Source organism: Bradyrhizobium sp. NBAIM08, from assembly GCF_020193935.1.
Taxonomy (GTDB): Bacteria; Pseudomonadota; Alphaproteobacteria; order Rhizobiales; family Xanthobacteraceae; genus Bradyrhizobium; species Bradyrhizobium yuanmingense.
The window spans coordinates 301,790-321,702 of sequence record NZ_JADYVR010000006.1 but is presented as its reverse complement, the minus strand read 5'-3'; the positions used below and the strand labels follow the sequence as shown (position 1 = coordinate 321,702).

16 protein-coding genes are annotated in these 19,913 nt (G+C 65.2%); 7 read left to right on the top strand and 9 right to left on the bottom strand.

All coding sequences use genetic code 11. From position 1 onward, the window contains the following. Window positions 1-2 precede the first annotated feature (2 nt). Window positions 3-1,628: a thiamine pyrophosphate-dependent enzyme gene (locus I6F37_RS22450; protein ID WP_225152723.1), complete on the top strand. Its 1,626-nt coding sequence runs from the start codon at window positions 3-5 to the stop codon at window positions 1,626-1,628. Here the strand turns inward: I6F37_RS22450 and I6F37_RS22445 are convergent. The 5 genes from I6F37_RS22445 to I6F37_RS22425 form a co-directional block, all read right to left on the bottom strand. Beyond that, window positions 1,606-2,847 (bottom strand): MFS transporter, encoded by a 1,242-nt coding sequence (locus tag I6F37_RS22445; RefSeq protein WP_225152721.1) that lies wholly within the window; start codon window positions 2,845-2,847, stop codon window positions 1,606-1,608. The genes I6F37_RS22450 and I6F37_RS22445 overlap by 23 nt on opposite strands. A 53-nt stretch (window positions 2,848-2,900) precedes the next feature. Next, window positions 2,901-3,554: a DNA oxidative demethylase AlkB gene (alkB, locus tag I6F37_RS22440; protein ID WP_109144453.1), complete on the bottom strand. Its 654-nt coding sequence runs from the start codon at window positions 3,552-3,554 to the stop codon at window positions 2,901-2,903. 9 nt (window positions 3,555-3,563) lie between these two features. Next, window positions 3,564-4,310: a 2OG-Fe(II) oxygenase gene (locus I6F37_RS22435; protein WP_225152719.1), complete on the bottom strand. Its 747-nt coding sequence runs from the start codon at window positions 4,308-4,310 to the stop codon at window positions 3,564-3,566. Between the two features lie 281 nt (window positions 4,311-4,591). After that, window positions 4,592-5,278, bottom strand: coding sequence for a DUF2848 domain-containing protein (locus I6F37_RS22430; protein ID WP_225149906.1), 687 nt, complete (start codon window positions 5,276-5,278; stop codon window positions 4,592-4,594). Beyond that, complete coding sequence (locus tag I6F37_RS22425) at window positions 5,271-6,620, bottom strand: amidase (protein ID WP_225152716.1); 1,350 nt, start codon at window positions 6,618-6,620, stop codon at window positions 5,271-5,273. The genes I6F37_RS22430 and I6F37_RS22425 overlap by 8 nt, the downstream gene beginning before the upstream one ends. 176 nt (window positions 6,621-6,796) lie before the next feature. On the opposite strand from I6F37_RS22425, the gene I6F37_RS22420 reads away from it, so the two are divergent. The 3 genes from I6F37_RS22420 (at window position 6,797) to I6F37_RS22410 (ending at window position 9,457) form a co-directional block, all read left to right on the top strand. Continuing rightward, complete coding sequence (locus I6F37_RS22420; RefSeq protein ID WP_027558650.1) at window positions 6,797-7,210, top strand: Zn-ribbon domain-containing OB-fold protein; 414 nt, start codon at window positions 6,797-6,799, stop codon at window positions 7,208-7,210. 5 nt (window positions 7,211-7,215) lie between these two features. Then, a complete protein-coding gene (locus tag I6F37_RS22415; RefSeq protein ID WP_057027105.1) occupies window positions 7,216-8,355 on the top strand; it encodes a thiolase in 1,140 nt (379 codons plus the stop codon). 187 nt (window positions 8,356-8,542) lie between these two features. Then, window positions 8,543-9,457, top strand: a complete 915-nt coding sequence (locus I6F37_RS22410; RefSeq protein ID WP_225152714.1) for an SDR family NAD(P)-dependent oxidoreductase — start codon at window positions 8,543-8,545, stop codon at window positions 9,455-9,457. A gap of 70 nt (window positions 9,458-9,527) precedes the next feature. Here the strand turns inward: I6F37_RS22410 and ppc are convergent, their stop codons facing one another. Further along, window positions 9,528-12,326, bottom strand: coding sequence for a phosphoenolpyruvate carboxylase (gene ppc / locus I6F37_RS22405; RefSeq protein WP_074447500.1), 2,799 nt, complete (start codon window positions 12,324-12,326; stop codon window positions 9,528-9,530). Window positions 12,327-13,559: 1,233 nt separating this feature from the next. On the opposite strand from ppc, the gene I6F37_RS22400 reads away from it, so the two are divergent. The 3 genes from I6F37_RS22400 (at window position 13,560) to I6F37_RS22390 (ending at window position 16,745) form a co-directional block, all read left to right on the top strand. After that, window positions 13,560-14,666 carry a TRAP transporter substrate-binding protein gene (locus tag I6F37_RS22400; RefSeq protein ID WP_036006206.1) on the top strand — a complete coding sequence of 369 codons (1,107 nt, stop codon included), beginning with the start codon at window positions 13,560-13,562 and terminating at the stop codon, window positions 14,664-14,666. 94 nt (window positions 14,667-14,760) lie between these two features. Further along, a complete protein-coding gene (locus tag I6F37_RS22395; protein WP_085968941.1) occupies window positions 14,761-15,324 on the top strand; it encodes a TRAP transporter small permease subunit in 564 nt (187 codons plus the stop codon). Between the two features lie 26 nt (window positions 15,325-15,350). Beyond that, entirely contained in the window at window positions 15,351-16,745 is a 1,395-nt protein-coding gene (locus I6F37_RS22390) for a TRAP transporter large permease subunit (protein ID WP_225127319.1), read from the top strand. A gap of 73 nt (window positions 16,746-16,818) precedes the next feature. On the opposite strand, the gene I6F37_RS22385 is transcribed toward I6F37_RS22390, so the two are convergent. The 3 genes from I6F37_RS22385 to I6F37_RS22375 all read right to left on the bottom strand — a co-directional run bounded on the left by I6F37_RS22385 (window position 16,819) and on the right by I6F37_RS22375 (window position 19,889). Then, entirely contained in the window at window positions 16,819-17,223 is a 405-nt protein-coding gene (locus I6F37_RS22385; protein ID WP_036023017.1) for a YccF domain-containing protein, read from the bottom strand. A gap of 171 nt (window positions 17,224-17,394) precedes the next feature. Beyond that, window positions 17,395-18,939, bottom strand: a complete 1,545-nt coding sequence (locus I6F37_RS22380) for an acyl-CoA synthetase (protein ID WP_225152712.1) — start codon at window positions 18,937-18,939, stop codon at window positions 17,395-17,397. A 140-nt stretch (window positions 18,940-19,079) separates the two neighbouring features. Beyond that, window positions 19,080-19,889 carry a crotonase/enoyl-CoA hydratase family protein gene (locus tag I6F37_RS22375; RefSeq protein WP_109144462.1) on the bottom strand — a complete coding sequence of 270 codons (810 nt, stop codon included), beginning with the start codon at window positions 19,887-19,889 and terminating at the stop codon, window positions 19,080-19,082. Between the last annotated feature and the right edge of the window lie 24 nt (window positions 19,890-19,913).

Here is a 19,913-nt window from a genome sequence, read left to right as displayed (position 1 = left end):
AAATGACCAGCCTCACCGGCGGCGAAGCGATCGTAAGCGGGCTTGTCGCCCACGGCGTCGACACCGTGTTCGGCCTGCCCGGCGCGCAGGTCTACGGCCTGTTCGACGCCTTCCACCAGGCCCAGCTCAAGGTGATCGGCGCGCGGCACGAGCAGGCCTGCGGCTACATGGCATTCGGCTATGCGCGCTCCAGCGGCCGGCCCGGCGTGTTCAGCGTGGTACCCGGCCCGGGCGTGCTCAATGCCAGCGCGGCGCTGCTCACCGCGTTCGGCTGCAACGAGCCGGTGCTGTGCGTCACCGGCCAGGTGCCGACTTCGTTCCTGGGCAAGGGTCGCGGCCATCTGCATGAGATGCCGGACCAGCTCGCGACGTTGCGCACCTACGTGAAATGGGCCGAGCGCATCGAATATCCCGGGAATTCGCCGACGATCGTCGCGCGCGCGTTCCAGGAGATGATGTCGGGACGGCGCGGCCCCGCCTCGGTCGAGATGCCCTGGGACGTCTTCACGCAGCGCGCGGCAACAGTGCCTGCGCAGGTGCTGGAGCCGCTGCCGGCGCCGCAGCCCGATCCTGATATGATCAAGCAGGCCGCCGCGCTCATCAGGACCAGCAAGGCGCCGATGATCTTCGTCGGCAGCGGCGCGATCGAAGCGGGTGAGGAGATCCTCGAACTCGCCGAGATGATCGATGCGCCCGTGGTCGCCTTCCGCAGCGGCCGCGGCATCGTCTCCAATGCACACGAGCTCGGGCTCACCATGGCCGCAGCCTACAGGCTGTGGCCGAACACCGATCTCATGATCGGCATCGGCACGCGGCTGGAGCTGCCGACCATGTCGCGCTGGCCGTACCGGCCCGCTGGCCTGAAGTGCATCCGCATCGACATCGATCCGGTCGAGATGCGGCGGTTCTCGTCCGACACTGCGATCGTCGCCGACGCCAGGGCCGCGACCCGCGATCTCGCTGCCGCCGTGGGCAAGGCCGGCTACAGCAAGACCTCCGGACGTCGCGGCACGATCCGCGAGGCCACCGCGGCCGCGCAAGCCGAGATCCAGCGGGTCCAGCCGCAGATGGCCTATCTCAACATCCTGCGCGAGGTACTGCCGGCGAACGCGATCGTCACCGACGAACTATCGCAGGTCGGCTTCGCCTCCTGGTACGGCTTTCCGGTGTACCAGCCGCGCACCTTCATCACCTCGGGCTACCAGGGCACGCTCGGCTCGGGTTTCCCGACCGCGCTCGGCGCCAAGGTCGCCAATCCCGACAAGCCGGTGGTGGCCATCACCGGGGACGGCGGCTTCATGTTCGGCGTGCAGGAGCTTGCCACCGCCGTGCAGTTCAACATCGGCGTGGTGACGCTGGTGTTCAACAACAACGCCTACGGCAATGTCCGCCGCGACCAACGCCAGCATTTCGATGGCCGCGTGGTGGCGTCCGACCTCGTCAATCCGGATTTCGTCAAGCTCGCGGAGTCCTTTGGCGTGACTGCGGCGCGCGTCACCGCGCCGGAGCAGTTCAAGGCGGCGATGGAGAAGGCGCTCGGCCACGGCGGGCCGGTGCTGATTTCAGTCGAGGTGCCCAGGGATTCCGAAGTCAGCCCGTGGGCTTTCATTCACCCGCCGAAGCCTTGAGGCCGGACGCTCCCTGTAGCCGCGCGGCTGCAATCACCAGCAGACCGGCGCCTGCGACCGACCAGCAGGCGACCGGCGCCCAGTGCAGCAGCGGCGCGTATTCCGGCATCTTCTGCAGGCCGCCGGCAACCGCCGCCATCCGCGCGAAGGTGCCGAGGGCGAGCGCGGAGAAGACGAGGCCCGTGACCTTGCCTTCAGCGCCGGTCGAGCCGATCGCGAGCGCAGCCGAGACCGCGCTCATCAGCATGCAACCCCACGCGGCTCCGGCGAGAAATTGCGCGGCGATCAGCATGTTGAGATTGCCGGCGAACTCGGCCGCCGCAATCGCCACCGCACCGAACAAGCCCGCGGCACCCATCACGACGAGGCCGCCACGATGCTTGACGACGAGGCTTGCCGGAAACATCGCGATGTTGAAGCCGATCCAGAATACCGGCATCAGCCATTGCAGGTCGCCGGGAGCTGCAAAGCGCAGATAGAACGGCGCGCTGTTCATGGCAAAGTGCAGCTGGTAGCCGAGGGCGAGCGCGATCATCGCGACGATGAAGGCGATTGGGACGAGACCGAGCGGCTTTGCCGCTTCGTCCGGTGTGGGCGGCACGGTGTCGCGCGCCACGTCATGCTCGATCCTGGACAGCCCGAGCGCGGTCAGGAGCAGCACTACGCTGGAGATCACGAACGGCAACCGCGCATCGTGCTCGCGCAGCACCACGCCGAGATAGGGCGAGACCGCGCCGGCGACACCGTAGCCGAGCATGGCGAGCGCTGCGAGGAACGGCACCTGCGGCTTGGCGCGGTATTTGCCGAGCAAGGTCAGCGGCGGTGCCCGCAGCGCGGAGGACGTGATCGACCAGATCACGATCAGCGCGATGAACCAGCCCTGCGCCGCCGCGCCGGCTCCGGCAACGAAGGGCAGCGCGACGAAGGCGCCGCAGGAGATTGCGGTCACGAGGGCGACGAACAGGCCGAGCCTGCCGACATGGGGCGCGAGCCTGTCGGCGGCTACTCCCATCGCGGTGTCGGCAATGGTGAAAATCGCCTGATCCAGCATCAGGATGAGGATCACGGCGGACGGCGCGATGCCGACCTCTGCGGCCAGCTTTGGCAGGTAGACGACATAGGTCGTCCAGCCCAGCGTGAACACCAATTGCAGGCCTGCGAGATAAAGCCCAGTGCGGTTCGCCGTGCCCATGCCGGCCGAGTTCTGTGTGGTGGTCATGTCGCCGCCTCCCCGCCCGAAGCTTAGACGAGCGAAGGCGGCGAGGAAACGCGTTAGCGCGTCCTGCGGAAGGTCAGATTGATCCGCTTTCGGCCGAGCAGCGGATGCTCGCCGTCGGCGAGCGGTGCGACGCCGTGATAGACGAGCCTGCTGGCCCCGCCCCAGACCACGACGTCGCCATGGACGAGGCGGAAGCGGCGCGGCTTGTCGGCGCGCGCAAGGCCGCCGAACAGGAAGGTCGCGGGCAGGCCGAGCGAGACCGAGACGATCGGCGCGGAATAGTCCAGCTCGTCCTTGTCCTGATGCAGCGACAGCCGCGTGCCCGGCTCGTAGCGGTTGACGAGGCAAGCATCGGGCGCAAAGCCTTCAAAGCCGCCCTGCTCCGCGGCGCGGCGGGCGAGATCGGCCAACAGCGGCGGCATCGCCGGCCATGGCGCACCGGTGCGCGGATCGATCGGGTCGTAGCGATAGCCGGTGTGATCGGTGATCCAGCCGCGCTCGCCGCAATTGGTCATCGCCACCGACATTAGATGGCCGCCCGGCGTCGTCATCCGCCGGAACGGCGATTGCGCGACGACGGCGCGCACGGCGTCGATCAGCCCGCTCTCGATCGGCTTGACGAAGCCGCGCAGCAGCACGGCCCCATCGGCGATGTTTTCGCGCGACGGTTGGGCTTCTGCGACGCTATCGAACAAATCAGCCGTCAACGGCTCCGCTCATTTGGCATCGTGAAAAATCACACCCAGCGTATGGCGCTGGCCGGACCTGATCCGGCTGACGCCGTGGCGGAGATTAACGCGGTAGGTGCCGCGTGTCCCCTGCACCGGACGATGATGCACAGCGAAGGCGACCGCATCGCCCTGTGCCAGCGGCACCACCTCGGCGCGGGACTGCATGCGCGGGCGCTGCTCGGTCAGCACGAACTCGCCACCGGTGAAATCGCGTCCGGGCTCGGAGAGCAGGATCGCGACCTGGAGCGGGAACACGTGCTCGCCATAGAGGTCCTGGTGCAGGCAATTGTAATCACCGGCCTCATATTGCAGCAGCAGGGGCGTCGGCCGCGCCTGCCCGGCATCGTGGCAGCGCTTCAGGAACGCCGCGTGTGCGGCGGGATAGCGGATGTCGATGCCCATCGCCTCGTTCCAGCGGTTGGCGACGGCTTGAAGATGCGCGTAGAGCGCCGGGCGGAGCTGCGCGATCAGATCGGGCAGCGGATAGGCGAAGTACTTGTACTCGCCGCGGCCAAAGCCGTGGCGGCCCATGACGACGCGGCTGCGGAAGTGCGCCTCGTCCGGGTAGAGCGCGGCGATGGCGCGGCACTGGTCGGGCGTCAGCAGGTTCTTCAGGATAGCGCAGCCCTGGGAGTCGAGCTCGGCGGTGATCTGAGGCCAGTCGAGGGCGTCGACATGGGCGGCGAGGTTGGGAACGGAGTCTGGTGCGGAAACGCGTTTCGCGATGGCCATAGCAATCATCCCATTCACATCCGTCATTCCGGGGCGCGACGAAGTCGCGAGCCCGGAATCCATAACCACGATCGGGAGTATGGATTCCGGGCTCGCGCCCAAGTGGGCGCGCCCCGGAATGACGGGAGCGGGTGTCGCAGATCCCGGGCGCCACAACCACCCGATTTCCGATGATCGTCTCCCCGTCATCGCGAGGAGCCCTTTGCGACGAAGCAATCCAGACTGGTTCCGCGGAGAGACCCTGGATTGCTTCGCTTCGCTCGCAATGACGCGGAGAGAGATCAGCCCCGCACCGGTAGCGTCGTCACGTCGTAGCCGTGCCTGATCGTCCGCTTCAGCACGGGGTCTTCCAGCTCGAAGTCGAACCGATCCGCCGGGCGGATGCCGCCCTTGGCGGCGAACGTGCCGCCGAACATGGCGCAGCCGTCGGGGAACTTGCCGCCGCCAAAGCCGCGCGCGATGAGGTCCGTAACCGGCAGCATCGCATCCAGCGTGCCCTCCTGGTAGAGTACGCGCTCGCCCTTGATGGTGGCGTAGGAGCGCAGGATCATCTTGTCCCAATGGCCAATGACGTCCTCGAGCTCCCAGAGCGTCGAGGCGATCGGCTTGTCGCACATCTGCTTGGACACCGTGACGTTGTAGGCCTCGACCTTGCGGTCGGTGTGATCGGACCCGCAGCCGACGAAGATGCGGCCCTGCCAGCCGATCAGCACGAACTCGACCTCGCCGGAGGAATCGCCACCGGTGCATTCGATGCTGTCCTCCTGGGTCAGCCGCCGCGCCGAGGCGCGATAGTAGATCGGAGTCGAGGCCGGGCGGGCGATGCCCATCTCCTCCAGCTCGGCGATGTGCTTGTCGCGCGCGACCGTGTCGCGGCCGGTCCAGCCGGCGATTACCAGCTGGTCGATCGCCAGCGTCAGCGGCGTGGTGGTGTCCTGGGCATCGACGGTGAAAGTGAGATCAAACACGGATGACGGCCTCCATGCCGGCAGCAAGCTCGAAGATACGGCGGTCCGAGCCTCCTGCGCCCGCCAGCATCAGGCCGACGGGAACGTCGCCCTCGCGATGACAGGGCAGCGAGATGGCGCACCCGTCGATCAGGTTGATCAGGCTGCAATTGCGCAAGGCGCGGATGTTCTCGCGGGTGAACGCCTGATCGTCGGCGAGGTCGGCGATCTTCGGCGGTGTGTTGGGCGTGGTCGGCAGCACCAGCGCATCATAGGGCGCGATGCGCGCATTGACGCGCGCGATCAGCGAGCGGCGTTCGTTGAGCAGGTCGATGTAGTCGGCCGCGCTCTGCGCCTCGCCGCGCATGATGCGCACCGCGACCCTGGGATCGTAGACGTCGCCCTTGGCCGTGATGAGATAGCGGTGCCAGGCATAGCTCTCGGAGGCCGCAAAACCGCCCTTGGCGTTCATCGGACCGACGTCATGGAACTCCGCCATCTCGACACGCTCGACGATGGCGCCGTGATCGGACAGCGTCTTCAGCGCGCGCTCGAAGGTCTTGGCCACCTCGGCGTCGAGGTCATCGAGCGCGATCGTGGTGGGCACCGCGAGGCGCATGCCCTGGATCGGCCGCGGCCTCAAGGCGACGATCGGCTCGCCCGCGAGCACGGCATCGAGTATGGCACAGCAGCTGACCGATCGCGCCAGCGGCCCGATGCTGTCGAGCGAGAACGACAGCGGCACCGAGCCGTCGAGCGGCACGCGGCGCTGCGTCGGCTTGTAGCCGACGATGCCGTTGAAGGCGGCCGGAATCCGGCAGGAGCCGCCGGTGTCGGTGCCGAGCGCGCCATGCGCCATGCCGTCGAGCACGGACACCGCCGCGCCGGCGGACGAGCCGCCGGGCACGTGGCCTACGGACCGGTTCCAGACGCCCTTCGGAGTGCCATAGTGCGGATTGATGCCGATGCCGGAATAGGCGAACTCGGTCATGTTGGTGCGGCCAATCACGACGAAGCCGGCCTTGCGCAGCCGCGCCACCGTCGCGGCATCGTGCTCGGCAGGGGCTGAGTCATCCAGCGCGCGCGAGCCGGCGCGCGTCACCTGGCCCTTGATGTCGAACAGATCCTTGATCGAGACCGGGATGCCCGCATAGCGCGACGGCGCCGCCTTGGCCTTGCGCAAGCCATCCATCGCATCCGCCGCCGCGAGCGCGGCGTCCTTGTCGACATGGATGAAGGCGCGCTGGCCCTCGCCCGCGGGGTCGGCGATCCTGGCGAGGCAGGCCTCGACCAATTTGCGGGAGGTGGTGCGGCCGCTTTCGAGGTCTTCGGCAAGCTGCGCCAGTGTCGGAAAATCAGGCATGTCTGTCTCACGGAATATTTCGCGCGCAATCTATAGCGCTGGCTCAGCTCGACACAAGCATTGTGCGCATGATGGCATGCATGCGCATTGCTGGACCGTTGACGCGCCATGGTCGATTGTCGCATCAAGTTCGAAACCGGCGGGCGCGAGGCCTGCTTTTGGGAGGAGCCGCCCACATGGCCGAACCGCAGCGCGCGCGACCGAAACCGACGCCGGAGACCCAGCATTTCTGGGACGGCACCAAGGCCGGCGAATTGCGCCTGCAGCGCTGCGATGCCTGCGCCCATGTCTACTTCCCGCCGCGCCCGTTCTGCCCCTCCTGCGCCTCGCGCAAGGTCAGCATCTTCAAGGCCAGCGGCAAGGGCTTTCTCTACAGCTACGTGATCAACCATCGTCCGGCCGCGCCGGGCTTCACGCCGCCTTACGCCATCGCGGTGGTCGAGCTCGACGAGGGCCCGCGGATGATGAGCAACATCATCGACTGCCCGCAGACACCCGAGGCGCTCGAACTCGACATGAAGCTCGAGGTCGCGTTCCAGGAGCTCGACGACAAGATCACCCTCCCCGTCTTCCGCCCGGCGAAGGGGTAAGGCTCATGCGCAAGAACCAGGTTGCCGTCGTCGGCGCGGCCGAGACCACTGAGCTCGGTGTCATTCCCAACGCCTCGCAGCTCCAGCTGCACGCGGATGCCGCGCTCAACGCCATTGCCGACGCCGGGCTGAAGCTGTCCGACATCGACGGCTTTGCCACCGCGGTCGAAACGCCGCAGCAGGTCTGCCACTATCTCGGCATCAAGCCGACCTGGGTGGACGGCACCTCGGTCGGCGGCTGCTCCTTCATGCTGCATGTCCGCCACGCCGCGGCGGCGATCGAGGCGGGTCTGTGCAAGACGGTGCTGATCACCCACGCCGAGAGCGGCAAGTCGATGATCGGCAAACTGCCGCGCTCGACGCCGGCCGACAGCCTCAACGGCCAGTTCGAGGCGCCCTACGGCGTCTACGGCCCGCCAAGCATGTTCCCGATTCCCGTGCTGCGCTTCATGAAGACCTACGGCATCACCCACGAGCAGCTTGCCTCAGTGGCGGTGGTGCAGCGGGAATGGGCGGCGAAGAATCCGCGCGCGATGATGAAGGAGCCGATCACGGTCAACGATGTCCTCAACTCGCGCATGATCGCCTATCCGTTCCGGCTTCTGCAGTGCTGCCTCGTCACCGACGGCGGCGGCGCGCTGATCCTGACCTCGGCCGACCGCGCCAGGGATTTTCCGCGCAAGCCGGTCTACATCATGGGCACCGGCGAGAGCGTCGAGACGCCGATGGTCAGCCAGATGGAGACGTTCAACTCCTCGCGTGCGTTCAAGACCGCCGGGCCGCTGGCGTTCAAGGAGGCCGGCATCGCGCACGGGGATGTCGATCATCTCATGATCTACGACGCGTTCGCACATCTGCCGCTGTTCGGCCTCGGCGATCTCGGCTTCATGCCCTATGAAGAGACCGGCCAGTTCATCGCCGACGGCAACACGCGGCCGGGCGGCAAGCTGCCGCTCAACACCAATGGCGGCGGCCTGTCCTACATGCATTCGGGCATGTACGGCATGTACGCGCTGCAGGAGAGCGTGCGCCAGATGCGCGGGATCGCGCCGGCCCAGGTGCCGAACGCGAAGATTTCGGTGTGCCACGGCGTCGGCGGCATGTTCGCGGCGAGTGGCACGATCGTGTTTACGAACGAGAGGTAATGCGCCGCTCGCCTCTCCTTCTCCCCGTTCTTACGGGGAGAGGGTTGGGGTGAGGGGCCTCTCTCCACGGATGAGATGGCCGCGAGACCTGTACCCCCTCACCCGGATCGCATCTTCGATGCGATCCGACCTCTCCCCGCAAGCGGGGCGAGGTAAGAAACGCCGGAACGCATAGCGGAGAACCCACATGAGCAAATCACTGCAAGACAAGGTCATCATCGTCACCGGCGCAGGCCGTGGCATCGGGCGCGAGATTGCGCTTCTGTGCGCCGCCGAGGGCGCCAAGGTCGTCGTCAACGATCCCGGCGGAGCCGCCGACGGCGCGGGTTCGAACGCGGCGCCTGCCGAGGAGGTGGTCGAGGAGATCAAGAAGCGCGGCGGCACGGCGGTCGCCAATTTCGAGAGCGTCGCGGAAGCCATTCCCGCCAGCAAGATCGTGAAGACCGCGACCGATCATTTCGGCCGGCTCGACGGCGTCGTCAACAATGCCGGCATCCTGCGCGACATGATCTTCCACAAGATGAGCGTGGAAGCGTTCGAAGCCGTCATCAAGGTACATCTGATGGGCTCGTTCTACGTCAGCCACGCCGCGGCGCGCATCTTCCGCGAGCAGGAGTCGGGCTCGTTCGTGCACTTCACCTCGACCTCCGGCCTGATCGGCAATTTCGGACAAGCCAATTACGCGGCGGCCAAGCTCGGCATCGTCGGGCTGTCGAAGTCGATCGCGCTCGACATGGGCCGCTTCAACGTCCGCTCCAACTGCGTCTCGCCGTTCGCCTGGACCCGCATGATCGGCACCATCCCGACCGAGACCGACGCCGAAAAGGCGCGTGTCGAGAAGATCAAGCAGATGGGCCCGGAGAAGATCGCCCCGCTCTGCGGCTACCTGCTCGGCGATTCCGCCAAGGACGTCACCGGCCAGATCTTTGGCGTGCGCATGAACGAGATCTTCCTGTTCAGCCAGAACCGTCCGATCCGCTCGGTGCAGCGGAACGAAGGCTGGACTCCGCAGTCGATCGCGGAACACGGCATGCCGGCGCTGAAGGGCTCGTTCTACAAGCTCGATCGTTCGGCCGACATCTTCACCTGGGATCCGGTGTGAGATTGCGCGAATAGGGGGTGGCGAATGGCGAATAGGGTTTCTATTCGCTACTCGCAATTCGCAATTCGCCCTACCCCGTATTCCTCAACCCCGCCGAGATGCCGTTGATGGTCAGCTGGATCCCGCGCAGCACCTGCTCGTCGGGGTTCTGCGCGCGGTGCTCTCTCAAGAGCTCGACCTGCACGTGGTTGAGCGGATCGAGATAGGGGAAGCGGTGGCGCACGGAGCGCTCCAGCAGCGGGTTGCCCTGGAGCAGACGGTCCTGACCCATGATGTCGAGCAGCGTCTCGATGCAGGAATGCCATTCGCGGCGGATGCGGCCAAAGATTTTTTCGCGCAAGGCCTCGTCCGGCACCAGCTCGGCATAGCGCGACGCGATCGCGATCGAGCTCTTGGCTAGCACCATGTCCATGTTCGACAGCAGCATGCGGAAGAACGGCCATTCCTGGTAGAGCTCTTTCAGGAACGGCATGCCCTGCTCTGGATGCTCCGCGATCCACTGCTCGACCGCGCTGCCGAAGCCGTACCAGCCCGGCAGCATCAGGCGACATTGCGCCCACGAGAACACCCAGGGAATCGCGCGCAGATCCTCGATCGCGCGGGTCTTTTTGCGCGAAGCCGGACGGCTGCCGATGTTGAGCGTGGCGATCTCGTTGATGACGGTGGACGACCAGAAGTACTCGACGAAGCCTTCGGTCTCGTAGACGAGGCCGCGATAGGCCTTGAAGGCGAGGTTCGAGAGTTCGTCCATCGCGGTCAGATATTCGCGGCGCGGCGCGCTCTGGCGCGGATGCAGCAGACTTGCCTCCAGCGTCGCCGCGGCGAGGATTTCCAGATTGTTGCGGCCGACCTCGGTGTTGGAATATTTCGACGAGATGATCTCGCCCTGCTCGGTGATGCGGATCTGGCCGTTCACCGCGCCGCCGGGCTGCGCGATGATGGCGTCATAGCTCGGCCCGCCGCCGCGCCCCACCGAGCCGCCGCGGCCGTGGAACAGGCGTAAGCGCACGTGGTGCCGCTCGAACACTTCGACGAGGCCGATCTCGGCCTTGTAGAGCTCCCAGCCCGAGGTGACGAAGCCGCCGTCCTTATTGCTGTCGGAGTACCCAAGCATGACCTCCTGCACGCTGCCGCGGCTGTCGACGAGCCGGCGGTAATCGTGCAACGACAGCATGCGGTCCATGATGCTGCTCGAAGCCTGCAAATCCTCGATGGTCTCGAACAGCGGCACGATGTTGATGGCGCTGCGGCCGGAGGGATGGACGAGGCCGACCTCCTTCAGGAGCACGGCGACCTCGAGCATGTCCGACATGCCCTTGCACATCGAGATGATGCATTGAGGAATGGCGTCCGAGCCGAATTTCGCATGCGCTTCCGCGGCGGCATGGAACACGTTGAGCTCGCCCATCGTCTCGTCGCTGTATTTGACGAAGGGCGAGACCAGCGCGCGCGTCGAGCGCAATTCGTTGGTCAGCAGCGAGATGCGAGCGTCCTCGCCAAGCGCGAGATAGGACATGCCGGGATTGGCGGCGTCGATCAACTCGGCGATGGTGCGCTCGTGGACGGCCGAGTTCTGGCGAATGTCGAGCCGGGCCAGGTGAAAGCCGAAGCAATCCACCGCGCGGCGCAAGAGCCGCAGCCGGCCGCGGGCGATGACGCGGGCGTTGTTGGAGATCAGCGAGCGATGCAGCACGTCGAGATCGGCCAGCAGCTCCCTGACGCTCTCGTAAGGCGCCGCTTTGCCGACAGGCCGGCGCGTGATCTCGACTTCGAGCTTTTCGGCCGTCGCGGTGAGGCGGGCATAGATGCCTGAGACGGCCAGGCGATAGGGCTCGCCGCTCCGATGCGGCGAGGTGTCCGGGGAGCGCTCCGCCAGGGTGCGCAGCTCCTCGGAGACGTCGGCGAGATGGGCTGCGATCGACAGCTCCGCGCCGAGCACGTGCAGCTCGTTCAGATAGAACTGCATCACCCGGCTCGACTGCAGCCGCAGCGTGCCGCGCATCACGTCGGCGGTGACGAAGGGATTGCCGTCGCGGTCGCCGCCGATCCAGCTGCCCATGCGCAGGAACGAGGCGAGGTCGCCGGCCGCCTGCTCGCCGCTCTCCTCCAGCCGATCCTCCAGCGCGTTGATGAGCCGCGGCACCTCGCGCAGGAAGGTGTAGTCGTAGAACGACAGGCCGTTGGCGACCTCATCCAGCACGGTGAGCTTGGTCCGGCGCAAGAGGTTGGTCTGCCACAGCGTCAGCACCTCGCGGCGGAGCTGCTCGTCGCTGGCAGCCGCCTCCTCCGCGGTCAGTGCAACCCGCTCGCGGCGATCGAGCAGGGCTGCGATCTCCATCTCGCGGTCCATGGTGCTCTTGCGGCGGACCTCGGTCGGATGCGCGGTCAACACCGGGCTGACCAGCGCGGTCTTGAAGAAGTTGCGGAGCTGGTCGGGACCAATGCCCGCCGCCTTGGCGTGCGCCAGTGTCTCCGCCAGCACGCCGGAGCCGCCATTCTTGGCCGCCGCGCGCGCGCGCATCTGACGGATGTTGTTCTGGTCCTCGGCGATGTTGGCAAGGTGCGAGAAATAGCTGAAGGCGCGGACGATCCGCACCGTCTCGGAGGTCGACATGCTGTCGAGGATCTGCTCGAGCTCGCGGCGGGCGAGCCGGTCCTCGTCGCGGTGGAACCTGATCGAGGTCTGCCTGATGCGCTCGACCAGGTCGAACACGTCGGCGCCCTCCTGGTCGCGCACGGTGTCGCCCAGAATGCGCCCGAGCAGGCGGATATCGTCCCGCAGCCGGGCATCGGCCTCCATCGCCTGGACATCCTCAGGGCGGTTGGGGCGCTGCTCAGTGCTGTCGGATGGTACGGTCTGGAGGGACATGGCTCGCTCCCCTGCTCGCGCCCTTGGCGGCCCGGTCCGGCGGAGTGTGCGATACTTTTCTACCGCAGTGCAAGATGAAGTTGGGGCGACGCACCGTGGATCGGAGTGCGACGACCTCGTGTCCCGGACAAGCAGCAACGCCTTCGAGCGTTGCTGCGCCGACCGGGGACCCAGGAGCCTCAGAGCACATCGCCGCAATGGGCCACGGCTCTGCAGCGCACCACGCCGCAAAGGCGCGGCGCACTGCGCTGCGTCCGGGGCACGAGAAAATACTAGTCGTATAATAAGCATGCCTTCGCGGTCTCGCGGCGCAGGCGCCCGAAGTTTTGCTTTCCGTTTCGCCCTCATCGAGAAGCAAGGGCGCAGGGAAGGCCGGGCGCCAGCCGGCACCCAAGGTCCGCACGCGACAAGACGCACGCGGGGTGACCACAGGTGATGCCGGAACATCCCGGCCTTCCCTGCGCAATGGTTTTACGGCTTATGGCGCGCTCTCCCCGGGGAGCGATGCACTATTGCCCCCGTCGCCTTGCGGATCACTGATGCGCGCACCCGGTCGGGCCGCTTCACCACCGCAAGCCTTGACGCACAGACCCCGGGCGTCAGGACCACACGCTTTTGCCGTCCGCGGACGTCTCTCCCGGACTGTCGGAAGCTCGCGCGTGCTCGCTCCCAATGCCGAAAAGCAACGTTGTGACCACACCGTGTCGTGCCGCGGATTGCGATGGCTCACGGGTTTGCCCGCCCTGCCCTCCCGTCACGCGCCGGCGCTGCCGCGTCCATCGTATCCTGGCCTACGTATCGTGACGATCGCGAAACGTCCCTTTGACGAGCCGGGATGTGCTGCGGTTTACCCGAAACAGCGAATTCGGTCAATCAGAATATTTGCACTCCCGCCACTTGACCTGCATTGGCGTGTTTTGCCCGTCGGGCAACGCGAGGCATGGTGTGCGCCGCATCGCCTGGCCGCGTCCCGCCGCAGCCAAAGGCGCCCCCGGCGTCTGGTTTGCCACCGACAGCCAGCGCAACAAACGAATGGAGGTTCGTCGCCGAAGGGTCAAAGAGCTGACGTCTCGACCATGTCCAATTCCAGCGCTTGCTACCGCCAGAAAGCAAGATGACAACTTGCGGCGATGGTGGCAGAATGATGACAGACGTGGTTTGAAGACTTGGCGACCAAGAACAACGAAGAGAATAGTTCGCCGCGGTCACGTTGTCCAAGGGAGGAGATGGCTCATGAAACGCATGTTTCTGGGACTGGTCGCCGTTGCCCTGATCGCTTCGGCGTTTGTCGTATCCACCACAACAGTCATGGCGCAGACGAAGGTGTTGAAGATGCAGGCCACATGGCCGGCGTCGCTCACGCTCTATGACAACTTCACCTATTTCGTCGATCGAGTGAACAAGCTGTCAGCCGGCGCGCTGAAGATCGAGGCGATGCCCGCCGGCCAGGTCGTGCCGGCGTTCGAGGTGCTGGACGCAACCAACAAGAAGGTGCTCGACGGAGCGCATGCGTGGGCCGGCTACTGGACCGGCAAGAACAAGACCGCGATCCTGTTCACCGGCGGTCCCGGCGGCACCTTCGGCATGGACTTCATGGACGTGATGGGTTGGCTCTATCACGGCGGCGGCCTCGAGCTTTACAACGAGTTTTATCAGAAGGAGCTCAAGCTCAACCTCGTCGTGTTTCCAATCCTGCCTGCAGGGCCGCAGGCGTTCGGCTGGTTCAAGAAGCCGATCCAGACGGTCGAGGACATGAAGGGCATGAAATGCCGCCAGACCGGCATGGCCGGCGAAGTGTGGCAGGCGCTCGGCTTCACGGTGGTCAACATGCCGGGCGGAGAAATCATTCCCTCCGCGCAACGCGGCGTGATCGATTGCGCCGAATGGGTCGGCGGCATCGAGGACATGCAACTCGGCTTCCACAACGTCTGGAAGTATCACTATTCACCCGGCTTGCATGAGAACGTGACGGTCGGCGAGCTCGTCATCAACGGCGATGTGTGGAAGGAGCTCAGCCCGCAACATCAGGAGATCATCAAGTCGGCGGCCAACGAGACATTCCTCGTCTGGTGGACCAAGTGGCAGCGCCAGAACGCCGATGCGCTGATTGAGATGCAGCAGAAGCACGGCGTACAGATTCTCCGCACGCCGACGGAGATCCTGCTGGCCTTCATCAAGAAGTGGGACGAGATCGCGGCCGCCGAGGGCGCCAGGAACCCGTTCTTCAAGAAGGTGCACGACTCGCAGAAGGCGTATGCCAGCGCTGTGGTCCCGTACAAGAGGTCTTACTTCCCGCCATACTCCTTCATGGCGAACTACTACTTCCCAACCGAGAAATAGGACTTCCTCCGAGGGCGGCCGATTTGACCGCCCTCAATTCGCACGCAGGCGGCCTGCTTTGCGCCGCACGAATGATCGGCGAAAGGGGCGAGGCATGGCTGAGATAACAGGCGGGCAGCCACCGGCGCTTCTGGCTATCATCAGGATGATCGACGGCTTCACCGACCGGACCGGCACGATCATCTCGTGGCTCTCGGTGCCGCTGGTTCTCGCCGTCGCCTATGAGGTTGGGGCGCGTTACCTGTTCAACGCGCCGACCATATGGGCCTACGACGCAACCTACATGCTCTACGGCTCGCTCTTCATGCTTGGCGCCGCTTACGCGCTGCACAAGGGTGCTCATATCCGTACCGACTTCTTCTGGGAGAAGTTCTCGATCCGTAGGAAGGGCTGGATCGATACGATCTCCTATGTCGTCTTCTTCTTCCCGAGCCTGATCATGCTGTTCCTGATCAGCTGGAACGAATTTCACTACGCCTGGCTGATCAACGAGACTTCGGACCAGACTCCCTGGCGGCCCGTGCTGTGGCCGTTCAAATTCGTCGTGCCGCTCGCCTGCCTCCTGCTGCTGGTCCAGGGCGTGTCCGAGTTGATCAAGAGCATCTACATGGCGCGCACCGGCGTCGAGCTGGAGCATAAGGAGAAAGTCGAGATATGACCGCAGAAGCGCTCATCGGCCTCATCATGCTGCTGGTGCTGCTGGGCGCGATCTTCATCGGTGTGCCGATCTCGTTCACGTTGCTGTTTCTCGCCTTCTCGTTCGGCTACTGGGGCATGGGCGGGACGGTCTTCGAGCTTGGTTACTTCCAGACCATCGGCATGATGAAGGAAGAACTTCTCGCCGCCGTACCGCTGTTCATCTTCATGGGCTTCATCACCGAGCAGGCGGGACTCATGGAGCGCCTTTTTACGGCGTTCCGCATGCTGCTTGCGCCGGTGCGCGGCGCACTCTTCCTCGTCGTCATCCTGACCTCGACCGTGTTCGCGATGGCGACAGGCATCGTCGGCGCAGCCGTCACCGTTCTTGGCATCATGGCATCGCCGATCATGACGAAGGCGGGCTATGATGCCAAGCTTTCAGCGGGCACCATCACGGCGGGCGGCACGCTCGGTATTCTCATTCCCCCGTCGGTCATGCTGATCGTGATGGGGCCGGTGCTCGGGGTTTCGGTCGCCGATCTCTATGCTGCAGCCTTCGGACCGGGCTTTCTGCTGGCCGGCGTCTACATCATCTATCTGATGGGCCGCTCCTTCATCAATCCCAAGCTCGGGCCGCCAGTGCCAAAGGATGAGCGGATCTACTCCGCTGGATACATTGCACGCGAGGTGGCCGTCGGAACGCTGCCGCTGCTCGGGCTCATCACGGCGACGCTTGGCTCGATCATCGGGGGGCTTGCGACGCCGACGGAGGCCGCCGGCATCGGCAGCGTCGGCGCGCTGATCCTGGCCATCGCATATCGCAGGTTCTCGCTCAGCGGACTGCAACGGGCGCTGATCTCGACGATGGCGACGTCGAGCATGGTCCTCCTGCTGGCGGTCACGTCGAACATTTTCGGTGCGGTGTTCGCCCGCCTTGGCTCAGCGAACTGGATCACCGAGACGATGCTCGGCCTGCAGTTGCCGCCGAGCCTCATGCTGATTGTCGTGCTCCTTCTCATTTTCCTGCTGGGGTGGCCGTTTGAGTGGCCGGCCATCATCCTGGTGTTTCTGCCGATCTTCTATCCTGTCGTGAAAGGCATGGGCATCGACCTCATATGGTTCGGAGCGTTGGTTGCGGTGGTGCTGCAGACCGCCTTCCTGTCGCCGCCCGTCGCCATGTCAGCGTACTATCTCAAGCAGGTGGTCAAGGGCTGGAGTCTCGGAACGATCTACGCTGGCATGTTCCAGTTCATGGTGCTGCAGGTGATCTGCGTTGGCCTGATGATTGCCTTCCCCGGCATTGCGACCTGGTTCCCGCACACGCTGCATGAAGCATCTCGCAGCCAGGTGATCCCGGAGGAGTACAGAAAAATCCTGGAACAGCAGAAACAAGCACCGTCCCTGGAAGACGAGGACTGGTTGACACCAAAAAAGAAGTAGCCCGCGCGATTGAGTCCGCGACGGCGCCACACGGCTCCGCTCTGCCGCCGAGCGCCGATGTTGAGGCAACGTCCTAAGCCGGCACGATCACCTTGCCGATCGGCCAGAGCGCGATGCCGGCGAGCTTCAGATGGGCCCAGGCGAACGGGATACCGATGATGGTGACGGCGAGGACGAGCGCGGTCAGGAGGTGACCGAGTGCGAGCCACCAGCCGGCGAGCACGAACCAGATGATATTGCCGATCACCCCGAGCGGGCCGGTGCCGATATCCTCGACGCCGGTGACATCGTAGCGGTTGACCGCCCGGGAGCCGAACGGCAGCAGCGTGTAGACGGCGATGTTGAACGCCGCCCGCGCCCAGGGCAGGCCGATGATGGTGATCGCCATGACAACGGCCGCGATCAGCCAGCCGAACGCCATCCAGGCGCCGCCGATGAGGATCCAGAGGATGTTGAGCAGGATGGAAACGGGGGCCATGGGATGATCCGGAGGTGGATGATCCCATCCATATAGGCTCGGAATTTGTCCGTGCTAGGACGCTTCCAGCGCGCAGGGCGTAGCCCGGATGGAGCGAAGCGTAATCCGGGATGATCTTTCCACGGCGAGAGATCCCGGATTACGCTTCGCTCCATCCGGGCTACGAAGTAGCTAGATCTTCCGCCCCGCCTGCTCCCAATAGGGATCGCGCAGGCGGCGCTTGAAGATTTTTCCGGAATCTTCGCGCGGCAGGCCGGTGCGGATCTCGATGTGCTTGGGCACCTTGTAGTCGGCCAGATGCGCCTTCAGCGCGGCGCGGACATCGGAAGCAGCGAGCGTGACCCCGGGTTGCGGCTCCACCACCGCCATCAGCGCCTCGCCGAACTCGGCGTCGGGGATGCCGAACACGGCGCAATCATGCACGCCGGGCACCGCATGCAGCACGGATTCGATCTCAGCCGGGTAGATGTTGACGCCGCCTGATATCACCATGTCGCGCTTGCGGTCGCAGATGAAGACGTAGCCGTCTTCATCGATATAGCCGACGTCGCCGGAGGTGATGAAGCCGTCGCGGTCGATCTCGGCGCGCTTCTCCGGCTTGTTGTGATAGGTGAAATCGGCCATCTCGGCCATGCGCGAATAGATCTCGCCGATCTCGCCGACGCCGAGCACGCGTCCGTCGTCGCCGACGAAGCGCAGCTCGGCGCCCGGCGAGATCTTGCCGACGGTGCCGGGCTTCTTCAGCGCATCCTCGGAGGTCGCGAAGGTCACGGCGCTGGATTCGGTCGAGCCGTAGAACTCGTAGATCACCGGCCCCCACCATTCGATCATGGCGCGCTTGACGTCGGCCGGGCACGGCGCGGCGGCGTGGATGACGTGGCGGAGCGAGGAGACGTCGTACGTCCTGCGCACCTCCTCGGGCAGCTTCATCAGGCGGATGAACATGGTCGGCACCATGAAGATGGTGTCGATCTTGTAGCGCTCGATCGCTTGCAGGAATTCCTCCGCCTCGAAGCGCGGCATCAGCACCAGCACCCCGCCGAGCTTGCCGGCGCGGATGCCGAACGAGTTCGGCGCGGAATGATAGAGCGGCCCCGGCAGCAATGCGCGGGCGCCGGGCTTGAGCCCATAGATCATCGCACGCATGCGCTCACCGGCAGCCTGCTGTTCCGGCGTCGGCGCGTTGCGGCGGACGCCCTTGGGATGGCCTGTCGTGCCCGACGTGTAGATCATGTTCATGGGCTGCGGCACGATCGGGCCGTCATAGGGCGGGTGTTGCGCGAGCCAGGCTTCGAAGTCGATCGCGAAGTCCGGCGTCTTCAGATGATCCGGATCGATCTTGTAGTTGGAGCGGATTTCCGGCGGCGTCGGCACACTGAGCACGGTGACTCCCTCAGGAATCGCATCGCGCAAACCGTGCAGCATGTCGGCATGAGCGATCAGGACGGCGGTGCCGGAATCCTTCAGGATGTAGGTGATCTCCTCCGGTTTGAAGTGCCAGTTGATCGGCACGCCATAGGCGCCCAGCCGCATCGCGGCGTAGGCGGCTTCCAGGAAGGCGATGTCGTTGCGCATCAGCATGCAGACGCAATCGCCTTGGCGGACGCCGATCTTGGCGAGGCCGGAGGCGATGCGGTCGGCGCGCTCAGTGACCTCGGCGTGAGAGCGGCGGCGCTCGCCGGAGACGATGCCGAGGAAGGGGGGCGTTTGGCTCATTGTTGTTTTTCTTTGTTGTTGTTTGTGCCGTCATTCCGGGTCGATGCGCAGCATCGAACCCGGAATCCATTTCACAGCGAACGATGCGGCTCGATGGATTCCGGGCCTGCGCCTACGGCGCATCCCGGAATGACCCAAAGCTAATCCGCAAAATTCGGCGCGCGCTTCTCCAGGTTGGCGCGCACGGCCTCGGTCTGGTTGGGGCTGCCAATCAGCTTCTGCTGCTCGACGGATTCGGCGAGCAGCGCCGGGCCCGGATCGACCGAGAGATTGTTCAGCATCCGCTTGGCCGCGCGGATCGCATCGGGGCTTTTTCCTGCGATCTCGCGCGCGACATCAAGCGCCGCAGCGCGCGGATCGTCGCAGATGCGCGTGGCGAGGCCGTAAGCCAGCGCCTCCTGCGCGGAGAAGATGCGCCCGGTGTAGGTGAGATCGCGCAGGATGTCATCGCGTACCAGCGAGGCCAGGATCGGCGTGCCCGCCATGTCGGGGACGAGGCCCCATTTGATCTCCATGATCGACATGCGCGCATCCGAGCTGAGAAAGCGCATGTCGGCGCCGAGCGAGAGCTGGAAGCCGCCACCGAAGGCGACGCCGTGCACGGCCGCGATCACAGGCATCGGTAGCTGGCGCCAGCCCCACACCGCCTGTTGCGCGAAGTTGGCCTTGCCATAGGTGCGCACCGTGAGATCGCGATTTTCGCCACCCGGAATTCCGTTGCCACCCTTCTCCTTCATGGCGGCAAAACGCCCCATGTCCAGCCCGGCGCAGAAGGCGCGGCCTTCGCCCGAGAGCACGACGGCGCGCACGCCCTTCTCCTTCGACAGCCGGTCGGTTGCGGCGACGAGGGCCTCGAACATGGGCTGATCCAGCGCGTTCATCTTGTCGGCGCGCACCAGGCGCACATCGGCGACGCCTTCCGAGATCGAGATCGAGACGCGATCTTCCATGGACGAATTCTCCCCTAGTTCCTG